Below are 22,402 nucleotides of genomic sequence, written 5' to 3' on the forward strand. Positions count from 1 at the left end.
ATCAATCTTCTTCGTCGCGTTGCAGTTCGAACAGCAGCAACGAACGCCCGGTCACCGAATATTCATGGCCGAATTCAAAGCGTTCCTGACCGCGAATCGACGGCTGATTGGTGTCGATCATGCACGTCCAGAAGCCACCATCCGGTACTTCCGGCAGGGTGAAGTTGACGATGTCGTGGTGGGCGTTGACCACCAGCAACAGCGTCGCGTCGGCACCTTTGCGGCGGATGCCGGTTTCCTGCGCGCGACCGTCGAGCAGCATGCCGAGGCAGCGGTTGTGCGCATCGTGCCAGTGCTCGGTGGTCATCTCGGTGGCGTCCGGTGCCAGCCAGGTCACGTCCTTGACGCCGATGTCCTCGTTGTATTCGCCGACCAGGAAGCGTCCGCGACGCAGGATCGGATAAGTCAGGCGCAGCTTGATCAGGCGTTTGACGAACTTGAGCAGGGCCTTGCCGTCCTCGCTCAGATCCCAATTGACCCAGCCGATCTCGCTGTCCTGGCAATAGGCGTTGTTGTTGCCGTCTTGGGTGCGGGCGAACTCGTCGCCGGCAACGATCATCGGTGTGCCCTGGGCCAGCAGCAGGGTGGCGAAGAAATTGCGCATCTGCCGATGGCGCAAAGCGTTGATTTCCGGATCGTCGGTCGGGCCTTCGACGCCGTGGTTCCACGACAGGTTGTTGTTACTGCCGTCCTGGTTGTTCTCGTCGTTGGCTTCGTTGTGCTTGTCGTTGTACGACACCAGATCGTTGAGGGTGAAACCGTCGTGGGCGGTGATGAAGTTCACCGACGAATACGGCCGGCGCCCGCGCTGGTTGAACATTTCGCCGGAAGCGGTCATGCGGCTGGCGAAATCGGCAAGCTGAGCGTCGTCACCTTTCCAGAACGCGCGCACGGTGTCGCGGAACTTGTCGTTCCACTCAACCCAGCCCGGCGGAAAGTTGCCGACCTGATAACCGCCGGGACCGCAGTCCCACGGCTCAGCGATCATCTTCACCTGACGCAGCACCGGGTCCTGACGGCAGGCGACGAGGAAGCTGTGGCGCTCGTCGAAACCATCGTGGTAGCGGCCAAGAATGGTTGCCAGGTCGAAACGGAAGCCATCGACGTGCATCTCACTGGCCCAGTAGCGCAGAGAGTCAGTGACCATTTGCAGCACGCACGGGTGGCTCAGGTCCAGCGTGTTACCGGTGCCGGAATCGTTGATGTAGTAGCGCTTGTCGTCGGGCATCAAGCGGTAGTAGGAGGCGTTGTCGATACCGCGCATCGACAGGGTCGGGCCTTGCTCGTTGCCTTCGGCGGTGTGGTTGTAGACCACGTCGAGAATCACTTCGAGGTTGGCATCGTGCAGATGCGCGACCATTTCCTTGAATTCGGCAATCTTGCCACTGGCCAAATAACGCGGGTCCGGGGCGAAGAACGCGATGCTGTTGTAGCCCCAGTAGTTGGTCATGCCCTTTTGCAGCAGATGCTGATCGTTGACGAAAGCATGGATCGGCAGCAATTCGACAGACGAAACACCGAGCTTGCGAATGTGCTCGAGCACGTCGTCGACCATCAGACCGCCGAAGGTGCCACGCAGGTTTTCCGGCACCAACGGGTGCCGCATGCTGATGCCGCGCACGTGGGTTTCATAGATGATGGTCTTGTCCCACGGCACGCTGACGCGATGGTCGTTGCCCCAGGTGTGGGCCGGGTCGATGACCTTGCACTTGGGCACGAATGGCGCGCTGTCACGCTCGTCGAAACTGAGGTCGGCGTCGGGGTGGCCGATGGTGTAGCCGAACAGCGCCTCCGACCATTTCAGCTCGCCGACCAATTGCTTGGCGTACGGGTCGATCAGCAGTTTGTTGTGGTTGAAGCGGTGACCATTGGCCGGGTCATAAGGACCATAAACGCGGTAGCCGTAGATCAAGCCGGGATGCGCATCCGGCAGGTAGCCGTGGTAGATCTCATCGGTGTATTCCGGCAGCTCGATGCGTTCGAGTTCGACCTCGCCGGCATCGTCGAAAATGCACAGCTCGACCTTGGTGGCATTGGCGGAAAACAGAGCAAAGTTCACCCCCAGACCATCCCAGGTCGCACCAAGCGGGAAGGGCAGGCCTTCACGGATTCTCGACGGCTCGGCGTGCGCAGCGGGTTCGGCTTTCTTTGGACGGGTCATGATTGCTCCTGCAAAAAACGAGACAGTTCAGGCAATGAGATTTCCTTGTGGGAGCGAGCCTGCTCGCGAAAGCGTCGGTACATTCGACATTTTCACCAACTGACCTAGCGCTTTCGCGAGCAGGCTCGCTCCCACAGGGTTGTGTGTTGTTCCCAAAAATGGGCTTTCTTCGGGGCGCAAGAACCCCTGTGGCGAGCACGCTCGCCACACAGTCATTCAGTTCAAAAATGGATCGGATCAGTTCGCCGGAGGCTTCTTCGCTGCTCGCGGCTTTTTCTCGGCAGCCTTTTCGCCCGGCGGGACTACTTTGGGCGTGGCCGCCGGCTTGGCTTTCGCTGCCGGTTTGGCTTTGGCGGTTGCCGGAGTCTTGCCGTCGGTGCTTTTCGCTGCTGCGGCTGTAGCCTTGCCAGCCACCTTGCTGCCCGCCGCTTTCGGTGGCTTCTTGGGTGCCAGCGCTTCGGCCTCGGCCAGCTTGCGCGCCATTTCCCAATGACGTTCCTCGTGGCCTTCAGGTTTCCCTTCCGACTCCCAGATCTGATAGGCGAATTCGCGAATGCGTTTATCGTCGGTGCTCATCGCAATGCTCCTGAACTGAACTCATGCTTGTGTTAAGTGTTGGATAAAGAGATTGACCGGGACATCCCCCAGCGCTTCGCTGACATTCAGCTCCCTGTTTTCTGTGACTACGCTGCTGGCAAAAAGTCCCTTCAGGTTTGCATCCGAAGCGGCAGACGGTAAAACCACCCGCGTATCGCCCCAGCGCAGCGCATCGACCTGCGGGATGGCACTGTTTTCCAGCAACGTCGCGCAACGCACCGGCACTACGACAATGGCCCGCACGCCTTCGTGTTCACGCGCGAATGCCAAGACGTTGTGCGCCTGACTGCCCAGCACTTCCAATGGCTGGTAATCGCCACGACGGAACAGCTCGCTGTGTTCCTTGCGCAGGTTCAACACCTCACTGATCAGCGCCTGTTTGATGCGCCCGTCACGCCAATCCTGGAGCAGTTCTGTACCCGGCACGCATGCCTGCAACGCTTGCTCGCGGGCGGCGTAATCCACCGGCCGGCGGTTGTCCGGGTCGACCAGACTGAAGTCCCAGTACTCGTTGCCCTGGTACAGATCCGGCACACCCGGCACAGTCATGCGCAGCAAGGTTTGCGCCAGCCCGTTGAGCGCGCCGGCAGCGGCGATGCTGGTGACGGTCTTGCTCAGCGCCGCACGCAGCAACTCGCCTTCTTCACCGGTCAGCAGCTTTTCCGTGAACGCCTGGGCCGCGTTTTCATACGCTTCGTTCGGCGCGCTCCAGCTGCTTTGCAGCTTGGCTTCACGCAGGGCTTTCTGTTGCCACTGCCAGATGCGCTTGGCGTAATCGGCGAAACCGGCCTGGTCATCGTCCTGCAGGTCCAGCGGCCAACTGCCGAGCAATGCCTGATAGAGGATCAGTTCGTCGCCAGCGGAAGGCGCGTCATCTTCAATGCGCACCGGGCGGGCGAGGGCGCGCCACAGTTCGACCTGATCGGCGTACCAATGGCTGCGCTCGCTGAGTACGGCCAGCCGGGCGCGGGTGTCTTCGCCGCGCTTATGGTCATGGGTAGCAGTCGCGAGCAGGTTGTCAGGAAACTCGGCCATGCGCTGTTGATTGACTTCGTGGAACTCACTGACCGGCGCGCTGAACTGCTCGGTGTTGTAACCGACATCATTGCGCGACAGCAGCACCGCCGAGCGATACAGCGCGGTATCTTCCACGGCTTTGGCAGCTGCCGGCGAAGTCAGTTGCTGGAAACGCACGCAGGCATGCTTGAGGATCTTGCGCGAGCGCCCCCGTGGCTTGCGGCGCCACGGCGTGCCGCCAAGCCAGCTGGCAACCGAGTCGAGCACTGGCCAGTCAGCTTCGCTGAGAGTCTGCCGCGCCCCATCCATGGCATGCTGGAAAATCGCTTCGTCCTGTTCCGAGCGGCCCATCGCGCTGATGTAAGTGCGATAAACCGGGAAGTGCACGATCAGCGCATGCAGCACGCGGCGAATCGCGCCCAAGGTCAGGTCGCGGGTCATCAGGTCATCACGCGCGACTTGATGCAGGGCCTGCGCGACACTTTCAAAGTCGCTTGCCAGCGAGCCGTTGAGGATCTGCTGACGGGCCAGTTGCGCTTCTTCCATGAACGCAGCCGGGCGCTCGGTGCGGCGCTGCCAGAGCTCGCCGAGCACATGTTCGCCGTCCGGGTCGTGTTGCAGCAGCGACAGCTGGTTCATGAACTCGTAACCGGTGGTGCCGTCGACGCTCCAGTCGCGGCGCAGGGTTTCGCCCTCGCCGAGGATCTTCTCGACATAGATGGGCAGGTGACGTCCCGGCGCCAAGTGATCAAGGCGACGGCGCAATTTGCGGCAGTAGCCACGCGGGTCGGCGAGGCCGTCGATATGGTCGATGCGCAAGCCGTCGACCAGACCTTCTTCGACCAATTGGAAGATTTTGCCGTGGGTCGCTTCGAACACCGCCGGACGTTCGACGCGCAGGCCGCCAAGCTCGTTGATGTCGAAGAAGCGCCGCCAGTTGATGTCGTCCGCCGCCGTGCGCCAACTGGCCAGGCGATAGCTTTGCCGCTCGAGCAACTCGTGGAGCTTGTGGAAGCCCTCGTCGGTGGTCGAATCGTATTGGGCGACATTGCTTTCGATGGTGGCCAGAACACGCGGATCGCTTGCCAGCTCGCGCAACTCTTGCTTGAGTGGCATCGCCAGCGAATGTGCGTCGGTCTGGTAGCTGAGTGTGCTGAAGCGATCTGCCAGAGACTTCAGCGTGTCGTCGGACTTGAGCAGCTCGCCATAGTTGTTCGGGCAGATCGGGAAGTGGTGGTCGTAATGCTCGACGTAAAAAGTCCCGGTCTGCGCGTTGAATTTGAGCTTCAGCGTGCCTTCCTGCAACGCCACGCCGTAATCACTGCCAAGGAACGGCAGCAGCAACTGGCCTTCCATCAACGGGTCCGGCGAGTGCCACTGAATGTCGAAGAATTCGCCATACGGACTCAGGCGTCCCCATTCCAGCAGGTCGAGCCACCACGGGTTGTCATTGCCGCCCACGGCCATGTGGTTGGAAACGATGTCGAGAATCAGCCCCATGTTGTGTTCACGCAGGGTGCTGACCAGTTGGCGCAATGCCGGCTCGCCGCCCAGCTCCGGATTGACCTGGGTCGGGTCGACCACGTCGTAGCCATGCATGGAACCGGCGCGCGCCGCCAGCAATGGCGAGGCGTAGATATGGCTGATGCCGAGTCGGGCAAAGTACGGCACCAGTGGCACCGCTTGTTCGAGGGTAAAACCTTTATGAAATTGCAGGCGCAAGGTGGCGCGCAGTGGCTGGATTTGCTGTTGATTCATTGGTCACGCTCAGAGGCTTGAAGGCGCGCGCAGGCCAGCAGTTCCAGGCGGCGGGCGGCATCGGGGCCGTCCAGCAACGCTTCGCTGGGACCGGGCAAACGTCGCGACCAGTTCGGATGTGAATCGGTGGTGCCAGGCAGATTCGGCTGTTCATCAATACCCAAGGCATCTTCCAGCGGCAGCAGCACCAGCGGCGCGCGGGTGTGGCCGAGGAAACGCACACTGGCATCGACCACTTGATCGGCTTCGTGGGACTCTTCGCGGAAGTTCTGCGGATCCTGGCGCAGCGCATCGCGCAGGCCTTCGCGTTCACGCTCACGGTGCCGGCGCCAGTCGATTTCGCCATTGGCATCGACCAGACCGAGGCGTGCGTTCCAGTCAATGTCACGACCATGCCACCAACCATTAAGTGTCGGCAGGTCATGGGTGCTGGTGGTCGCCAGGGCATCATCCGGCCAGTCGAGAATCGGTTTGAAACGGGTATTGTCCTGTTCGAACAACAGCACGCGCATGCCCAGAATCGAGCGCGCGGCGAGTTTTTCCCGCAGGCCTTCCGGCACGGTGCCGAGGTCTTCGCCGAGCACGATGGCCTGATGCCGATGGGATTCCAGGGTCAGCAGGCGCAGCATGTCGTCGAACGGGTAATACAGATAGGCGCCATCCGCCGGGGCGGCGCCGTTGGGAATCACCCACAGGCGTTGCAGGCCCATGACATGGTCGATGCGCAGGCCTCCGGCGTGGGCGAAGTTGGCGCGCAGCATGTCGATGAAGGCACGGAAACCGTTGCGGATCAGCCCTTCCGGCGAGAATGCGGAAATGCCCCAGCCCTGGCCGCTGCGATTGAGGATGTCCGGCGGCGCGCCTACGGTCAGCGAGGCGAGCAATTCATCCTGAAAACTCCAGGCCTGACTGCCGGCACCGTCAGCACCGACCGCGAGGTCGGCGATCAGGCCAATGCCCATGCCGGCACTGCGCGCAGCAGTTTGCGCACGCTCGAGGCAGCGATGGATCAGCCATTGGCAGAAGGCGAAATAACCGATGCGCTCGGCATATTCCTCGGCAAACGCGCCGAGCGCCGCGCCGCGTGGGTCGTGCCAGTGCTCCGGCCATTCGCGCCAGTCGAGGCTTTCGCCACGGGCGGCGCGCATTTCCTGAATGGCTTCAAAGCGGCAATGGTTTTCCAGCGCTTCGCCACCGGCATGGCGGAAACTGGCGAAGTCGGCGTGCAGCGGATGCTCACCAGCGACGAAACCGTCATACAACGCTTGCAGCAGTTTCTGCTTGGCTTCGGCAGCGGTCGGCCAGTCGATCAGCTTGAGATTTTCCAGCTGCTCGAACTGCGCGGCCAGGCCACTGGCATCAATTGCATCACGCAACGCGCGTTCGCCGAGAATGCTCCCCGGCGCGGCATACAGTGAATTGAGAAACAAGCGGCTGGACGGCGAATAAGGGCTGTAGCGGCCATTGTCGGCGCTGAACATCGCGTGCATCGGACTGATCGCCAGCGCATCGGCGCCGCGTTCACCCGCTACACGAACCAGTTCCTCCAGCGCCTGCGTATCGCCAAAACCACCGTCACCCGGACGGCGTAGCGAATACAACTGGGCGCTCAGACCCCAAGCGCGCGGGATCGGGCTATCGACCGCATCGGCGACGCTGAAGCAGCGTTCAGGCGCCACGGCGAGCGTGAAATACTGATCGGCGATATGCACTTGCTGGTAACCGACCGGAATCAAGCCGGGCAACATGGCTTCGTTGTCCAGCTTCAGATTCATCTGCGAACCGTCTTCAAGATGGATTTCGCAGGGGGTTTCCGGTGAGAAATAGCGACTAAGGTCGAGGGCGATGCCCACGTCGCAGGTCAGCAGGGGTGGCAAATGGCGGTCTTGCTGGACTTCTTGCAATTCCAGCAGGCTGGCATCGATTTCTTGCGCGGTGCTGGCGGGGTGGCCGAGTCCGATCAGGACATTGCGCAACACAGCAGGAGCGACTTTTTGCTGACGCCCGTTGGCGTCGATCCAGTCGACGGCAAGGCCGGCTCGACTGGCGAGTATTTCCAGTTGCGCATCGCTCATAGGCGCTCTCCATCCAGGGGGTGCATAACGGGTGCGGCCGTGAGGCTGACGAGCGCGGTGTACGCCGGCAGTTGGTTCGGGTCCGACAGTTCGATCGCGGCTGGCTGTTGAAACAGCCACTCGGTATCGGTCTGTGCAGGGTTGACCACTGGCGTGTCACTGAGGTTCAGGTCAATTCGCAGCTCACTGCCGTTGCCCAGCCGCCAGCGTGCGCTGACCGCGCCATGGCCGAGCATCTGCGCGCCCAGAGCCTGGGTCCCGGAGAGGTTGGGAATGATGTATTGGTGCCGCAACTTCAGCAGTTGCCGATACAGCTCTTGGGTCTGCTGTTGCAATGGCGTGCCGCTGCCGGACAATCGCGGCTGCGAAGCGTGGAAAGTGCTTTCGGCATTCGGATCGGGGATCTGTTCGCGCTTGTGCGGATCGGTAAAGGCACTGAATGCGGCGAACTCGTTGCGCCGACCTTCACGCACCAGTTCCGCGAGTTCACCGTGGTGGCTGGTAAAAAACAGGAACGGTTGCTCAGCGGCAAATTCATCGCCCATGAACATCAGCGGAATCATCGGCGACAGCAGCAACAACACCGTCGCCGCTTGTACCGCACGCGGGTCGGCGAGCTGATGCAGGCGTTCGCCAAAGGCACGGTTGCCGATCTGGTCATGGTTCTGCAGGAACAGCACGAAAGCAGTGGAGGGCAGATGTTCGCTCGGCTCGCCGCGAGGTTCGCCATGGCGAGTGATGTGGCCCTGGAACACGAAGCCCTGACTCAGGCAGCGCACCAGTTGCTCGGTGGGCTGCGCGGCATAGTCGGCGTAATAGGCGTCGGTTTCGCCGGTCAGCAGCACGTGCAACGCGTTATGACCGTCGTCGTTCCACTGCGCGTCGTAATCGTTTTCCAGCAGGCTCGACTGGTTCAGCTCGTTCTCGACGGTCAACCAGACGTGCCGGGTCGGGTCGATCTGCTGGCGAATGCGTCGAGCCAGATCGCTGAGGAAATCCGGGTCTTCAATCGCGTGCACCGCATCCAGGCGCAGGCCGTCGAAGCGGTATTCGAGCAGCCACATCAACGCGTTTTCGATGAAGAACTCACGCACTTCCGGACGGCGGAAATCGATCGCCGCGCCCCAGGGCGTGTGCTTGTCCTCGCGGAAAAAGCCCTTGGCGTAACGATACAGATAGTTGCCGTCGGGGCCGAAGTGGTTGTAGACGACGTCGAGAATCACCGCCAGGCCATGGCCGTGGGCGGTGTCGATCAGGTGTTTGAGTTGTTCCGGTGTGCCGTAGGAGGCTTGCGGTGCATAGGGCAGTACTCCGTCGTAGCCCCAGTTGCGATCACCGGGGAATTGCGCCAGCGGCATCAGTTCGATGGCGGTAATGCCCAGCGCCACCAAGCGCGCCAGATGCTGTTCCACTTCGGCAAATCCACCGAGCGCACCGACGTGCAGCTCGTAAATCACCGCTTCATTCCACGGCCGACCATTCCAGGTCGTGTGCCGCCATTGGTAGGAATGGGGATCGACCACCACACTGTGGCGGTCGAGGTCACCATCCTGCGCCCTGGAGGCCGGGTCCGGCACCTCCAGTTCGCCATCGATGCAGTAACGGTAGCGACTGCCCGCCGGGCAATTGGCCTTGATTACAAACCAACCGTCGCCCTGAGGCAGCATGGGCAACGATTTTCCATCTTCCAGTTCCACACTGACGTAGAACGCGTCAGGCGCCCACAACGCAAATTGCGTGTGCTCGGCATCCAGCATGATCGCGCCGTGGGGCCAGGTTTCTTGGGTCCTTGACGGCATTTTCTGCAACTCCCTGGTTATTTGTGGCTGGCTTTACCCAACGCCTTGGCGACCAGTTGTTCATATAGTTCGGCGTACGGTTCAACTGCCTTGCTCCAGTTGAACGGTGCAGCCATGGCACGGCAACGCATGGCGTTGAGCAGTTCCGGGAAGGCGAAGACCTTGAACGCGCGGCTCAGGGCTTCCTTGTAGCTATCAACGGTGGACTCATCGAAGAGGAAACCGGTGACGCCGTTTTCAATGGTGTCGGCCAGACCGCCGGTGTTGCGCGCGACCGGCAGCGAGCCGAAACGCTGGGCGTACATCTGGCTCAGGCCGCAAGGCTCGTAACGCGACGGCATCAGGAGGAAATCGCTGCCGGCGAACATGCGTCGGGCATCGGTTTCGTTGAAGCCGATGCGCACGCCGATCTGGCCTGGGAAGCGCAGAGCCAATTCGCGCATGGCTTGCTCTTCTTCCGGCTCGCCGCGACCAATGATCGCGATCTGACCACCGTTCTGCACGATGAACTCGGACACCGCTTCGGTGAGGTCGAGACCTTTCTGATAGACCAGGCGCGAAACCACGGCGAACAGTGGGCCGGTAGAGTCATTCAGGCCGAACAGCTCACGGACGTGGGCGGCGTTGACCGCTTTGCCTTCCCAGTCGCCGATGGCGAACGGGGCAAATAGATGCGGGTCGGTCGCCGAATCCCAGCTCTCGTCGATGCCGTTCGGGATGCCGCTGAGCAGGCCTTGCTGGGTCTTGGCGGCAAGGAAACCGTCGAGGCCGCAGCCGAAGTCCGGGGTGGTGATTTCCTGCGCGTAAGTGGCGCTGACCGTGGTGATGTGGCTCGAATAGGCCATGCCGGCCTTGAGGAACGACATCTTGCCGTAGAACTCCATGCCTTCCTGTTGCAGGGCATGGGTGGGAATCCCCAGCTCCGGGCAGGAACCAAGGCTGGTCACGCCCTGGTAGGCAAGGTTGTGAATGGTGAACAGGGTCGGCGTGCGCTGCCCGCGCCAGTGCATGTAAGCGGGCGCGAGGCCAGCCGGCCAGTCATGGGCGTGCACCAGATCCGGGCGCCAGTGAATTTGCGCAAGATTGGCGGCGATGTCGGCAGCGGCCAGGCCGAGACGGGCGAAGCGGATATGGTTGTCCGGCCAGTCGCGACCGTTGTTGGCGCCGTAAGGGCCACCTTCACGCTCGTAGAGTTCAGGGCAGATCAACACGTAGATCACCAGACCATCGGGCATGTCCATACGACCGATCTTGCAAGGTGGCAGCGCAGCGTGGCCACCCAGCTCGCCGATGATGTGAATCGGGTTTTCGCTGTGCACCACCTGCGGATAACCGGGAATCAGCACCCGCACATCATGCAGATGGGCCATCGCCCGGGGCAGGGCGGCGGAGACGTCACCGAGGCCGCCGGTCTTGACCAGATCGGCGATTTCCGAAGTCACAAACAACACTTTTTTCTTGTTGGGATTCTGGCTTGCTACCGGAGCAAGCGTCTTGGTGCCGGGTACGTTGATCTGTCGGCTGCCGGGAACACTGATGGTGCTCGATTCTCCAAGCGACTGGTGAGCACGCTCTCCCTGAATATCCAATGCCGCACTGATCATATGTATCTCCCGTGTGTGATCTGATTCTTGTCTCGAACAAGCTGTTTCATGGCCAAGTCCTGTGGCCGGGCGCAAAGGCGCCACGCATCGGTGAGCAAATGCTGACCCAACACGCGCAAGCAGAATGGGTGGTGAGGCCGTTGCAAGGATTACACCAGTCGCTTTCGCCCAGTTGTTCTGATGACCTGTGGCGTGAAGCAAAAGTTTCGACTTTTTTTCGTCGGTATGACCGAGTGGTTTGGCCACTGAAAAATGAGTCTAGGCCAGATCCTAGAGCGGGTCGGTGCAAATGGGTAAATTGTTCGACAATCGGTTGTGTCGGGATGTTAGCGAGGGTTCAGGAGGGGAAACGCTCCGACGAAGGGCATGTTTTTCGGTCGGAGTGGGCCAAAACGGTGACTGGGTAGTCACGGTTTTGTGCTAGGGGATGGGCTGCGCGCACCGATTTGGTGCGGTGGCGTTGAGGAGGGGGTGGCGAGTTGGACCCTTCGCGAGCAAGCTCGCTCCCAAAGGATGAATGCATTCCAATGTGGGAGCGAGCTTGCTCGCGAAGGGGCCGGTTGAAGCACTACGACTCTCGAGTCAAAGAGTCAATTCAACAGACGCACCGGCTCCCCAGCTGCCCAACCCTGAATATCCTCGATCATCTGCCGGAAGAACTGCTCGTAATTCTGCCGACTGACATACCCCACATGCGGCGTGGCGAGGACATTGTCCAGCGTGCGAAATGGGTGCAGGGCCGGCAAAGGCTCTTGCTCGAACACATCCAGCGCTGCCCCGGCAATTCGCCGTTTCTGTAGCGCCTTGATCAACGCCGCTTCATCGACGATCGGCCCGCGAGCAGTGTTGACCAACAGCGCGCTCGGTTTCATCCAGTTCAGCGCCTGGGCATCGACCAGACCGCGACTGCGCTCGCTGAGCACCAGATGCACCGACAGCACGTCGGCCTGCTCGAACAATTGCTGCTTGCTGACATACGTCACGCCGGCCTGTTCGGCGCGTTCGGCGGTGAGGTTCTCGCTCCAGGCAATCACCCGCATGCCGAACACCTGGCCGAACTGCGCGACCCGCTGGCCGATGCTGCCCAAACCCAGGATTCCCAGGGTCTTGCCGTGCAGATCGCCGCCGAGGCCCTGTTGCCACTGGCCGGCGCGCAAGGCATTGGCTTCCTTCACAAGATCACGGGTGGCCGCCATGATCAGCGCCCAGGTCAGTTCCGGCGCGGCATGTTTGTAACTGTCGGTGCCGCAGACCTTGATGCCCAGCGCTGCAGCGGCCGGCATGTCCAGCGCCGCATTGCGCATGCCGCCGGTGACCAGCAACTTCAGATTGGGCAAGCGCCCGAGCAAGTCGGCGTCGAAGCGCGTGCGTTCGCGCATCACGCAGATCACCTCGTACTGGCCGAGGCGCTCGGCCAGTGTCGCGTTGTCGGCCGGGTAATCATGCACAAAGGTCACTTCACCGATGCTCTCCAGCACGGACCAGTCGACCACGTCGCGAGCCACGTCCTGCCAGTCATCGATCACTGCAATCTGCACCGTCATCGGCTTACCTCATCATGGAGCGGAAGGAGTCTTGCCCAGCCAGCCGAGCAGCGCCTGATGGAATTTTTCCGGTTCTTCCATTTGCGGCGCATGACCCATGCCCGGGAATTCAATCAGCGTCGACTGCGGAATCAGCTTGGCGACCTGTTTGCCGAGCACCTCGTAGTGGCCGATTTTCGCTTTGACTTCCGGCGGTGCGAGGTCCTTGCCGATGGCGGTGGTGTCGGAGGTGCCGATCAGCAACAGGGTCGGCATCTTCAGGTCCTTGAACTCGTAGTACACCGGCTGGGTGAAGATCATGTCGTAGATCAGCGCCGAGTTCCACGCGACCTGGGTCTTGCCCGGACCTTTGCTCAGACCGGCGAGCATGTCGACCCAGCGATCGAATTCGGGCTTCCAGCGGCCATCGTAATAGGTGGTGCGCTCATAGTCGCGAATGCCCTTGGCCGTGACCTTCAACTCACGCTGATACCACTGATCGACGGTGCGATACGGAACGCCGAGGGCTTTCCAGTCTTCCAGACCGATCGGGTTGACCATCGCCAATTGATCGACCTGCTCCGGGAACAGCAGCGCATAACGGGTGGCGAGCATGCCGCCGGTGGAGTGGCCGAGCACAGTGGCTTTCTGAATGCCCAACGCCTTGAGCAATTGCTGGGTGTTGGTCGCCAGTTGCTGGAAACTGTATTGATAGTGCGCAGGTTTGCTGGAGGTGCAGAAGCCGATCTGATCCGGCGCAATCACGCGGTAGCCGGCATCGCTCAAGGCCTTGATCGAACTGTCCCAGGTCGCCGCGCAGAAATTCTTGCCGTGCATCAGCACCACGGTGCGGCCGTTGGCCTTGCCATTGGCGGCGACGTCCATGTAACCCATTTGCAGCTTCTGACCCTGGGATTCGAAGGCGAAGTGTTTAAGCGTGTAGGGATATTGGAAACCCTGCAGCTCCGGGCCGTAGGCAGGCCCTTCGGCGGGGGCGGTTTCAGTGGCCGCTTGCGCCATTAATGGCAGGGCAGCGCTGAGGACGAGGCCGGGCAGCCAGCGGGAAAGCGTGACGGACATAAGCACTAACTCCTTGAAAATTGGCCGACTCTGGAAGGTCGGGATTACGCCGACGTTAAACAAAGGCAATCACAGGAAGGGTTGGTTCAACCGAGCCAGCCCAGTGTCAGCAAGGCCAGCACGCCATAGCGCGCGCCTTTGGCCAGGGTGACGATCAACAGAAAGCGCCCGAGCGGTTCGCGCATGACGCCGGCAATCAAGGTCAGCGGATCGCCAATCACCGGCAGCCAACTGAGCAGCAGCGACCAATGCCCATAGCGCTCGTAGTGCTTGCGCGCCTTGGCCATGTGCTCAGGGCTGACCGGGAACCAGCGTCGATCCTGAAACCGCTCGATGCCACGGCCCAGCCACCAGTTGACCAGTGAACCGAGCACGTTGCCCAGCGTCGCTACCGCGAGCAAACCCCACAGCCAGTAACGCTCGCTGACGATCAGGCCGACCAGCAGCGCCTCGGACTGCAACGGCAACAATGTCGCCGCGCCAAACGCAGCAAAGAACAGGCCGAGGTAGGCTGCCCCCATCAACGGGCCGGGTAGTCCGCCACTACCACATCAGCGCCGTCCTTCTTCAGGCCGATGACCTGATACGCGTCGCTCATGCCGTCCATTTCCATGCCCGGCGAGCCCATTGGCATGCCCGGTGCAGCCACACCCAGCAGATCGTCGCGCTTGCTCAACGCAAGCACCTGATCGGCCGGCACATGGCCTTCGACGAATTTGCCATTGATGATCGCCGTGTGGCAGGACGCCAGACGCGGTGGTACGCCGTGCTGCTGTTTAAAGCTGCTCATGTCGCTTTCGACGTGATCTTCGACTTTGAAGCCATTGGCTTCGAGATGGCTGATCCACTTTTTGCAGCAGCCGCAATTGGCATCGCGGTGCACTTCGATCGGGATCAGTTCGGCGGCTTGCGCCAGGGAGGAGATAAACAGGGCGCTCAGGGCGAGCAGACGCAGTTGGCTTCGCATGGGAATGGGCTCTCGACTCGGTGAAGGTCAGCAAGAACGCATTTTGACCGGTTTTTCCATCCCGGCATCAACTGAGTGTTTCCAGTTGCTACAAGACAGCCGAACCATTGTAGGAGGGAGCCTGCTCGCGAATGCGCTGGATCAGACGCAAATCCAGGTGCCGGAAAAATCGCTTTCGCGAGCAGGCACGCTCCCACAGGGGATTGGCGTAAAGGCCAACATCCCCGTGGTCGCGGTTGGCTTAACTGACCTTGAACCGCCCCATGATCGCGCTCACACGGCTATTGGCTTCGAGCAACTGGCGGGTATTCAGCTCGCTGGCCTGGCCGCTCTGCACCAGTTCATCGACCATGTGGCGGATCTGCACCATGCTGCGGTTGATCTCTTCGGTCACTGCGCTTTGCTGTTCGGCGGCGGTGGCGATCTGCGTGCTGAGGCTGTTGATGTGGCTGACCGAACCGGCCATTTCGTCCAGCCCCGAGTTGACTCGAGCGGTGGCGTCAGCGGCGGACTGGCAACTGGCCTGGGTGTTTTCCATGGCACTGACCGAGGAACTGACGCCTTGGGTCAGACGGGTCAACATCTCGTTGATTTCCGAAGTGCTGGCCTGAGTGCGGGCGGCGAGGGCGCGGACTTCATCCGCTACCACCGCAAAGCCACGACCCTGTTCACCGGCCCGGGCCGCTTCGATCGCGGCGTTGAGGGCGAGCAGGTTGGTCTGCCCGGCAATCGCACCGATAACACCGAGGATTTCGGTAATGCGCTGGGCGTCCTGCTGCATGTTTTCAACTTTGTGTGTAGCACTGGCCACTTCGTCGATCAGCGCGACCACGCTGTTGGTCGCTTCACCCACCACGACGCGCGAGCGATCGGCGTTTTCATTGGCGCGCTGGGTGAACGCAGCGGTTTCAGCGGCATTCTGCGCCACGCTTTCAGCGGTGGAGCTCATTTCGGTAATGGCGGTGACAGTCTGGTCGGTTTCCGAGGCGTGACGCAGCAGAATCTGGCTGGTGTGCGCCGAAGTGCGCTGCAGATTGTCGAGGCTGGACGCCATGGCACCGGTGGCCTGGGTGACTTCGCCGATCATGTTCTGCAAATAGACGATGAAGGTGTTGACCGAATGGCCGATGGCGCCCAGTTCGTCCTCAGCGCGAATGGTGATGCGGCGGGTCAGGTCGGCGTCACCGCTGGACAGTGAATCGATGTTGGCTTTCAGAGCCTTCATGCGCTGTACCAGTTTGCGAATCGCGTAAACCTGCAACAGCACCAGCAGGATCACCAGCGGAATCTGGATCAGGCTGAGACTGTTGAGCACATCGTCACGCTGGGCGGTGAGCATTTTGGTCGGCAGGGCAGTGGCGAGGAACCACGGTGTGCCCTCGATAGGGCGCATGAAGAATGTGGCGTCTTCACCGTTGTTGTCGAACTCGACGCGTTGCGCTTTATCGCGGTTCTGCAGGCCGGTCTTGATCTGATTGATGAAGGTCGAGCTGGCCGCCAGTTCGCTGATGTTCTTCAACACGATCGGGCCGCTGATGCGCGAACTGTTACTGATGATCTTGCCGTCAGCCTCGACGATGAGCATTTCGGCGTTGAGGTCTTTTTCCTTGCGCGCCACCAGGTCGTTGAAGAAGCCCAGGGTCACGTCGATGGTCGAAACGCCCCAGGCACTGCCGTTCTTGTAGATGGCCATGGCGCAATTGGTGCGCGGCTCGGCACTGGCGTCGTCCTTATAGGCAGCGGCCCACGCGCACTGACCGCGCGGGGTGGCCATGCCGCCCTTGTGCCAGCTCTGGTCGTAGTAGTTCGGTGCGGCGTCGCTGTTCCAGAACGTATTGACCTTGAGCTGACCCGAGGCATCCCGGTGCCAGAAGGTGCTGAACTTGTTGCGCCCGGCTTCGCGCTGGCCGGGCAATGGCCAGATACCGCCGCCAAAGACTTTCAGTTCGCCGTACTGATCCACCAGCCCTGGCAGCACCACGTCGATGGCGGCGCTGTCGAGCAGGGGGATGGTCTGGGTGATGCTGCGTTGCTGCGCCTGCACCTTGTTCAGTTCGCCCTGAATCTGCACGGCGACTTCGGCGATGCGGTTGAGCACGACCTTCTCTTCGGTATCGCGCAGGGTCGGTGCGACCAGTTGGCTGATGCCGACCACGGTCAGCACGGACAACAACAGGATGAACAGAATCAGAAACAGCGTGTAGCGAGCCTGAATAGTGCGCAGTGCGGGCATGGAACTGATCCTTGAGCGGCTTTTTGTTGGAGGGCAGGAATAAAACAGGGCGGGTATCACAGCGTATCGTCGTTCCCGGCGGAAGCTTTAGGTACTTGCGTGCCGAAAGAACTCAGGGCGATGACCGGTTGGTATCGGGATTGGTACATCTCCAGCAATCGCCACATTTGTTACATCCTGATGACGGCTCTGAAGCAATGTTTGCGGGCCTAAAGCTCGGTGTCATGAATGTACGAGATTTGTAAAAAAGCGCACAAAAGGGTTGGTTGGATCAGGCGAAGCGGCCGATACTCGCGCCCATTCAATTGGTTGGAACAAGGACATTTCATGCTCATTGCACAAGGAATCCCCGCATGACGATCGGCTATACCGGCGCCTGGGAAAGCAAGGCAGGCGTAATGGTTCGTGATACCGGCGCGAAAAAGCAGGTTTCGCAGAGCGTCAAGGTGCAGCAGATGCTGACGCTGGTCGGCAATGATCCGAATGCGCTGAATGTGGCGGAGATGGATAAGCAGGGTTTGCGCAAGCAGATCAAGGGCTTCGACCCGGCCAACGTCTCCGTAAAGCAGTTGGGCAACCTCAGCGAGTTCCTGCGCGGGCGCGGCCTGATTTCCGAGATCACCTCGATCACCTTGCTCAATGCCGGCGACAAATTCGACCGTTTCGGCGTGCAGAAAGACCCGGAGGCGAAGTTCAACGCGCTGGAATATTTCGCCACGCAACTCGATGCCATCCAGACCAACAGTCTCAATGGCAATTACTACGGCAAGAGCCTGATTCCCGAATTCAAAAAAGCCATTTACGTCCTGCAGAATCTCAAGACCTATGGCGAAGGCAATGCGGCAGTTCCGTCCGACAAAGGCCTGAAGGCAAAGGCGTAACGTCTGCTGATGATGCCCGCTCATCCGTGTGCGGGCTCATGCTGTTTACGCCGCCGGCACGGCTTGCCGAGTGATGTGACGTTGTGCCTGGTCATGCAACTGCTGCATGTGCGGACAATGCAATGTCAGCTTGCGCTTGCGGTAGCCGCGATGAAACAACGTCAGCCAGCCTCCTCGATTGTCTTGCGCAGGCGCCAGACCGGTGAAAGCAAAACCGATGGCGTTAAGACTGTGCAGATCCACGGCAAACTGTCGCGAAAGCTGTAGACGAATCGAAACCAGCCAATGCCCGGGCAGTGATCGCAACTGGTCGAGCAGTTCCGGATTGAGTTTTTCCAGCCACATTTCATGGCGGCTGCCGTGCTGCTGGACCTGAACCGAAGCTCCGCGCCAGCGTCCTGCATCAGCCCCGACGCCGAACACAGCGCTCAGACGCACCATCAAGGGGCGGCAACTGGCTGGCCATGCCTGTTCTGGCAATGGCCGTTGATAGCCATCGATAGCACGTACACCCAATACGATCGACTCCGGTTTTTTACAACCAAAGGGTGAGCGGACATAGTCCGGCAACAATCCAGTGTTGTGAAAACCGAGGTTGATAGCCATGCGTTGGGTGTAAGGGTGATGGGTGACCTGTTTGATCGATACGCTGCGACAACCCAACGCCTGCGCATGAGTCAGCAGTTGTCCGCCCAGCCGCGTGGCAATGTTCTTTCCACGGGTATCGGGATGTACGACGCTCAAGGCCAGTTCGGCATCGTGCGAGCTTTCGCTCTGCCGATACAAAGTGGCATGGCCAAGAACCCGCTCACCCTCCACTGCAACCAGTGAATGCCAGCGTTTGTCGGCGTGGTTCTGATTGATCAGGCAGGGCATGTAAACGTCGGTTTGCACGTAATGATCACCGTAGACCTCGCGAAACAGCTGGCTGACGGCCTTTGCGTCGGTGTCACGGTAATTGCGCAGAATCAACGACTCCATCACGCACCTCCCTCTCGTCCGGGCCATAGCAGCGCAAGTCGACGATCCGCAGGCTTTTTCCTGCGCGAGGATGGCGCGCCAAGTCCTCAAACCGGCAACTCTGGATGCGCAGCTCCAATAACCGCTCACCCCGCAGTTGCGCGATCGGCGGGTACAGTTCGATCAAGCGGGCCTCAAGTTTCTCGTCGATGAGCGCCGATCGTTCCATGACTGCGTATTTCAACGTCAACACATCTGCGCTGTTGGCTTGTTCGATCAGCAATTGCCAATCGTCGCTGCCAGTGATGCTCCGTACGCTTTCGCTGATTTCATCGGTCATCAGCGACAGAATGCCGACCCGCACCCGCTGGCTATTGCCGCTGCGTCCTCTCAGGGCGAATTTGCGTCGTGCAGTGCCCGGCGGTTCGCGCCAGCACGCAAGATCTCCGACGGGATAGCGGATCAGCGGCATCAAGCGCCGGTTCAGGTTGGTCAGTACGAGCAGTCCGGTTTGATCGCAGGCCTCGATCGTTGCGCCGCTGTGCTGATCGACAATCTCCAACAGCACGTGACCGTCAGGTGTGCGATGTTCTCCTTCGATGCAGTCAGGATGACTGGCACCAATGAATCCGCCATCGACGCTGGCGTAGCCGATCGAGGCAAGGCGCGCGTTTGGCAGCACTTGCTCAAGGAGCTGGCGTTGCGAGGCAAACAGGCTCTCCCCGCCGTAAAGCACGGTATCAACCAAGGGCAGCGCAAGGCCGCGTTGTTGGAGCCAACTGGCGAAGGTCAAAAGTTGCGCAGGCACGCCAGCCAACACGTTGATCCGGTGTTGCACGATGGCATCGGCCAGCATTGGCGGGTCGACTTCGCCGGTAAACGGAAACTCGGTGATCGCTGTTTCAACATGGGCCAGTGAATCGTGGATAAACAAAAAACTGGCGTAGAGGTCGCCAGCGAAGAACAGGTTGGCGACACGGTCGCCGGAGCTGAATTGCTCGCTCAGACTGCGGCCGAAAGCTTCCACTGTGCGTTGCCATTCCGTGCGGGCATATACGGAGAGCCTGCCGCCGCCGGTTGAGCCACCGGTCTTGAAGACCAGGGCGTGGGCAATCGGGGCAGTCAGAACCGGCCATTGCGCCAGATCCGCGCTGTCTTTCCAGAAGTCTGCCGGATCAAGTAGTGGCAGTTCGCGCAGCGAGCTTATTGCCTCGGGAATATCGGCGAGGCTGTTCCTGTAGTAGGGCGAATGCTTGCGGGCAAAACCCATCAATTCGCTAATCGGGTCGGTTGTTTTCACGGTGTGTTCTTCTTGATTCGAATGAGCCAGCTCACGGCAAGCGTCAGCGGCGGGAGTCAATGACCAGCGGCGTCTTGCCGCTGTGTTTGTTTTGAACGAAGTGCTCGGGCGGGCATTGTTCGATCTGCAGCACCAGCAATCCGCTGTCGACCACGGTCATCAGGGTCAGGTAATCGGCGAGACGGGGTTTAGCGATGTCGGCCGCAAGTTCACAGTGCAGTTGCATGCGCTCGACGCCCTCGGCGCTGTGGTCCAGCTGCAACTGAAACGGCACTTGCAGCCGCGACGCCAATTCGCTCAGGGAGATGAAGTCAGTGCCGATGCGCAACAGCTTGCCGTGGCGTTGCAACAGCTCGAAGCGTGGCGACTTCAGCCCGCAGGCGCAGACGCCCGGCAGCCAGCGCCCGGTGTCGCCAATCTCATAACGCTGCACGCGCTGGCCCCCTTCACGGGCGAGCGAGGTCACCAGCAGCCGTCCCACTTGATCGTCGATCACCGGCACATCCTCATCGAACGCGACGATTTCCAAGTGCTGGATTGCGTTCATCAGATGGAAAACCCCATCCGCCGAAGCCTTGCAGGCATGGCCTAGCGGGCCGGCATCGACGCTGCCATAGATCGCCGAGCGAATGCTCGCGACGCCACAACTGCGCAGTAATGCACGGTTCTGCTCGCTCAGGTGCTCGCCACCCAGAAAGACTTTTTCAACCCCGCCATAAGCGCGCAGCCGCTGCTGCTCGTTCAAAAACAGGCGATGCAGTGTGGCGGGCATTCCCACCAGCACGTTGACCCGTTGGTCGATGATCAGTTGGGCAATCTCGCGGTAGTCGTCATCTGTAGGGGCGGCCATGGGCAGGTGCGTCACCTCAAGCAATTCCAGCGCTTTGCTGAAACTGAGAAAACCGCCGTACAGCCCGCCACAGAAGAACAGGTTCATGACCCGATCCCGCGCCGGATCAAGACCAGCGGCGAACAGGCCGTCAGCGGTTGCGCGCATCTGCCGATCGAAATCGCGATAGCTGTAGCCGGCCAGAGCAGGGGTGCCGCTGCTGCCTCCGGAGCGGAAATACAACTGCGCCTGATCGTTGATGGGCTGGGCGACGAAGGCCTCTTTGTTCATGATTGCAGCGCACGATTTCGCCGCGAGTGGCGGTGAATCGAGACTGGCCTGATTCGGCAGCTGCGTGGCCGCCAGACTCACCGATACCCGCCGACTCAAACGTTGCAGCGCATAGACGCCGTCATGGGGTTCGCCGGCGTAACCGTCGTGAATGCTGCCGATCGGTGCGATACGCGTGACCCCGGCGGCGATCAGCGCATGAGTAAGCTCGGCAATGCGCGATTGCGCACACATCAGCGCGCAGCTTTGCAGGACGTTGCGCCACGGCAACAGGGCGGCAGTGAGCAGCGCTTGCGGCAGCGGGTGCAGCAGTACGCTGCGAAACAGCGGTGAAGGCGCGAGTTGCCGATCATGGGTCCACATCACCCGCCAGCCCGGGCCGTTCCAGACTTGCCCGGTGTGACCGGCGAAACTCTGGCCGAGGCGGGCCATCTGCGTGTGCGTGGTAATTTGCGAGGCTTCCTGGATTGTCGGTACCAGAGCCGGCCCTTGCGCGGCGCGTCGTTGCAGGGCCTGCGCCAGGCGTTCACCGATATCGCACAAAACCTGCGGATCATCGCTGTCCACCAGCAGCCATTGCGGGCTGGAGCAGGCCTGCTGATCCAGTCGGCAGACTTCGTCGGCGACGGCATCAAGCGCCTCCGGCGTAGACGATTCCGGGGTGAGATAGACGAAGCTGATGCGGTGCCCCCAATCGATCCAGCGACAACCCGGCACCAACTGTTGCCGAATCGCTTGCAGGGCCGCTTCGCCACCCCACGCTGCAACCCCGTTCGCGGGTTTGCACAGCTTGCCGATCTGCTCGGTGCTCGCTGGAATCACCGCCACATGTCCGGCCAGTTGTCCGCTGGCATCGCAGTCGACCAACGCGTGCAACAGTTGCGCCGTCAGGCCTTGATCGCTGCGGCTGGGGCGCAACCAGTTGACGTTGCCGGCGAGCAGACTTTCCACCACCGCGCAAAAGGCCAGCAGCGGCGCGTTGGCCGGAGTGATGTGCACCACCAGACCGAGCGGATGCCAGGCTTCGAAGCGTGGCTGGCGATAATCGAAACGACGCAGGCAATCGGCTTCGGCGCCCAATTCCCGCTCGCGTTTGTAGGCTAGCGCTTCGGGTTGACAGAAATCGATCAGGGCCTGCCGCTGCTCGTTGTCGAGGGGCAGATCCGAGTGCGCGTCATGCAGTTGCCGGGCAAATCTCGCGACTGCATCGATGACTGTGCGGCTGTCGAGTGCCCTCGCCAAGTGTTGCGGCAACGCCTGTTGTAGGTCTTGCAGCGCTTGGTCGAGGCTATAAGCGTGGTGCAGTTGTCCATTGATCAAATACATA

14 protein-coding genes and 2 pseudogenes are annotated in these 22,402 nt (G+C 60.7%); 1 reads left to right on the top strand and 15 read right to left on the bottom strand.

The window, feature by feature from the left end; translation table 11 throughout:
- Position 1 precedes the first annotated feature (1 nt).
- From glgX to AC0IXA_RS01065, 12 genes and pseudogenes are all read right to left on the bottom strand, one after another.
- Positions 2 to 2,161, bottom strand: a complete 2,160-nt coding sequence (glgX, locus tag AC0IXA_RS01010; protein WP_471811205.1) for a glycogen debranching protein GlgX — start codon at positions 2,159 to 2,161, stop codon at positions 2 to 4.
- A gap of 237 nt (positions 2,162 to 2,398) precedes the next feature.
- Complete coding sequence (locus AC0IXA_RS01015) at positions 2,399 to 2,737, bottom strand: DUF2934 domain-containing protein (RefSeq protein WP_471811207.1); 339 nt, start codon at positions 2,735 to 2,737, stop codon at positions 2,399 to 2,401.
- A 21-nt stretch (positions 2,738 to 2,758) separates the two neighbouring features.
- On the bottom strand, positions 2,759 to 5,533 hold the full coding sequence (locus AC0IXA_RS01020; protein ID WP_471811209.1) for a malto-oligosyltrehalose synthase: 2,775 nt from the start codon (positions 5,531 to 5,533) through the stop codon (positions 2,759 to 2,761).
- Positions 5,530 to 7,608: a 4-alpha-glucanotransferase gene (malQ, locus tag AC0IXA_RS01025; RefSeq protein WP_341637603.1), complete on the bottom strand. Its 2,079-nt coding sequence runs from the start codon at positions 7,606 to 7,608 to the stop codon at positions 5,530 to 5,532. The genes AC0IXA_RS01020 and malQ overlap by 4 nt, the downstream gene beginning before the upstream one ends.
- Complete coding sequence (treZ, locus tag AC0IXA_RS01030; RefSeq protein ID WP_471811211.1) at positions 7,605 to 9,407, bottom strand: malto-oligosyltrehalose trehalohydrolase; 1,803 nt, start codon at positions 9,405 to 9,407, stop codon at positions 7,605 to 7,607. Before treZ ends, malQ begins: the two co-directional genes overlap by 4 nt.
- A gap of 17 nt (positions 9,408 to 9,424) precedes the next feature.
- The gene (glgA, locus tag AC0IXA_RS01035; RefSeq protein ID WP_016774645.1) at positions 9,425 to 11,011 is read right to left on the bottom strand and encodes a glycogen synthase GlgA; all 1,587 of its coding nucleotides are present in this window, start codon (positions 11,009 to 11,011) and stop codon (positions 9,425 to 9,427) included.
- Between the two features lie 590 nt (positions 11,012 to 11,601).
- Entirely contained in the window at positions 11,602 to 12,555 is a 954-nt protein-coding gene (locus AC0IXA_RS01040; protein WP_471811213.1) for a D-2-hydroxyacid dehydrogenase family protein, read from the bottom strand.
- A gap of 12 nt (positions 12,556 to 12,567) precedes the next feature.
- Positions 12,568 to 13,614: an alpha/beta fold hydrolase gene (locus AC0IXA_RS01045; protein WP_122612246.1), complete on the bottom strand. Its 1,047-nt coding sequence runs from the start codon at positions 13,612 to 13,614 to the stop codon at positions 12,568 to 12,570.
- Between the two features lie 86 nt (positions 13,615 to 13,700).
- Positions 13,701 to 14,135 carry a YqaA family protein gene (locus AC0IXA_RS01050; RefSeq protein ID WP_471811215.1) on the bottom strand — a complete coding sequence of 145 codons (435 nt, stop codon included), beginning with the start codon at positions 14,133 to 14,135 and terminating at the stop codon, positions 13,701 to 13,703.
- Positions 14,135 to 14,581 (bottom strand): DUF411 domain-containing protein, encoded by a 447-nt coding sequence (locus AC0IXA_RS01055; RefSeq protein ID WP_041480975.1) that lies wholly within the window; start codon positions 14,579 to 14,581, stop codon positions 14,135 to 14,137. The genes AC0IXA_RS01050 and AC0IXA_RS01055 overlap by 1 nt, the downstream gene beginning before the upstream one ends.
- Before the next feature lie 241 nt (positions 14,582 to 14,822).
- A pseudogene (locus tag AC0IXA_RS01060) lies at positions 14,823 to 15,350 on the bottom strand (methyl-accepting chemotaxis protein); the annotation flags it as partial.
- A gap of 333 nt (positions 15,351 to 15,683) precedes the next feature.
- A pseudogene (locus AC0IXA_RS01065) lies at positions 15,684 to 16,814 on the bottom strand (HAMP domain-containing protein); the annotation flags it as partial.
- 353 nt (positions 16,815 to 17,167) lie between these two features.
- Between AC0IXA_RS01065 and AC0IXA_RS01070 the strand changes: the two are divergent.
- Positions 17,168 to 17,695, top strand: coding sequence for a hypothetical protein (locus AC0IXA_RS01070; protein ID WP_024012886.1), 528 nt, complete (start codon positions 17,168 to 17,170; stop codon positions 17,693 to 17,695).
- A 45-nt stretch (positions 17,696 to 17,740) separates the two neighbouring features.
- On the opposite strand, the gene AC0IXA_RS01075 is transcribed toward AC0IXA_RS01070, so the two are convergent.
- The 3 genes from AC0IXA_RS01075 to AC0IXA_RS01085 are packed head-to-tail and all read right to left on the bottom strand — an operon-like array spanning position 17,741 to position 22,401.
- On the bottom strand, positions 17,741 to 18,676 hold the full coding sequence (locus tag AC0IXA_RS01075; protein ID WP_341637598.1) for a GNAT family N-acetyltransferase: 936 nt from the start codon (positions 18,674 to 18,676) through the stop codon (positions 17,741 to 17,743).
- On the bottom strand, positions 18,645 to 19,955 hold the full coding sequence (locus AC0IXA_RS01080; protein WP_471811217.1) for a phenylacetate--CoA ligase family protein: 1,311 nt from the start codon (positions 19,953 to 19,955) through the stop codon (positions 18,645 to 18,647). Before AC0IXA_RS01080 ends, AC0IXA_RS01075 begins: the two co-directional genes overlap by 32 nt.
- Before the next feature lie 43 nt (positions 19,956 to 19,998).
- Positions 19,999 to 22,401, bottom strand: a complete 2,403-nt coding sequence (locus AC0IXA_RS01085; protein WP_471811219.1) for an acyl-CoA reductase — start codon at positions 22,399 to 22,401, stop codon at positions 19,999 to 20,001.
- Position 22,402 lies beyond the last annotated feature (1 nt).

The organism is Pseudomonas sp. AC083 (assembly GCF_979253165.1).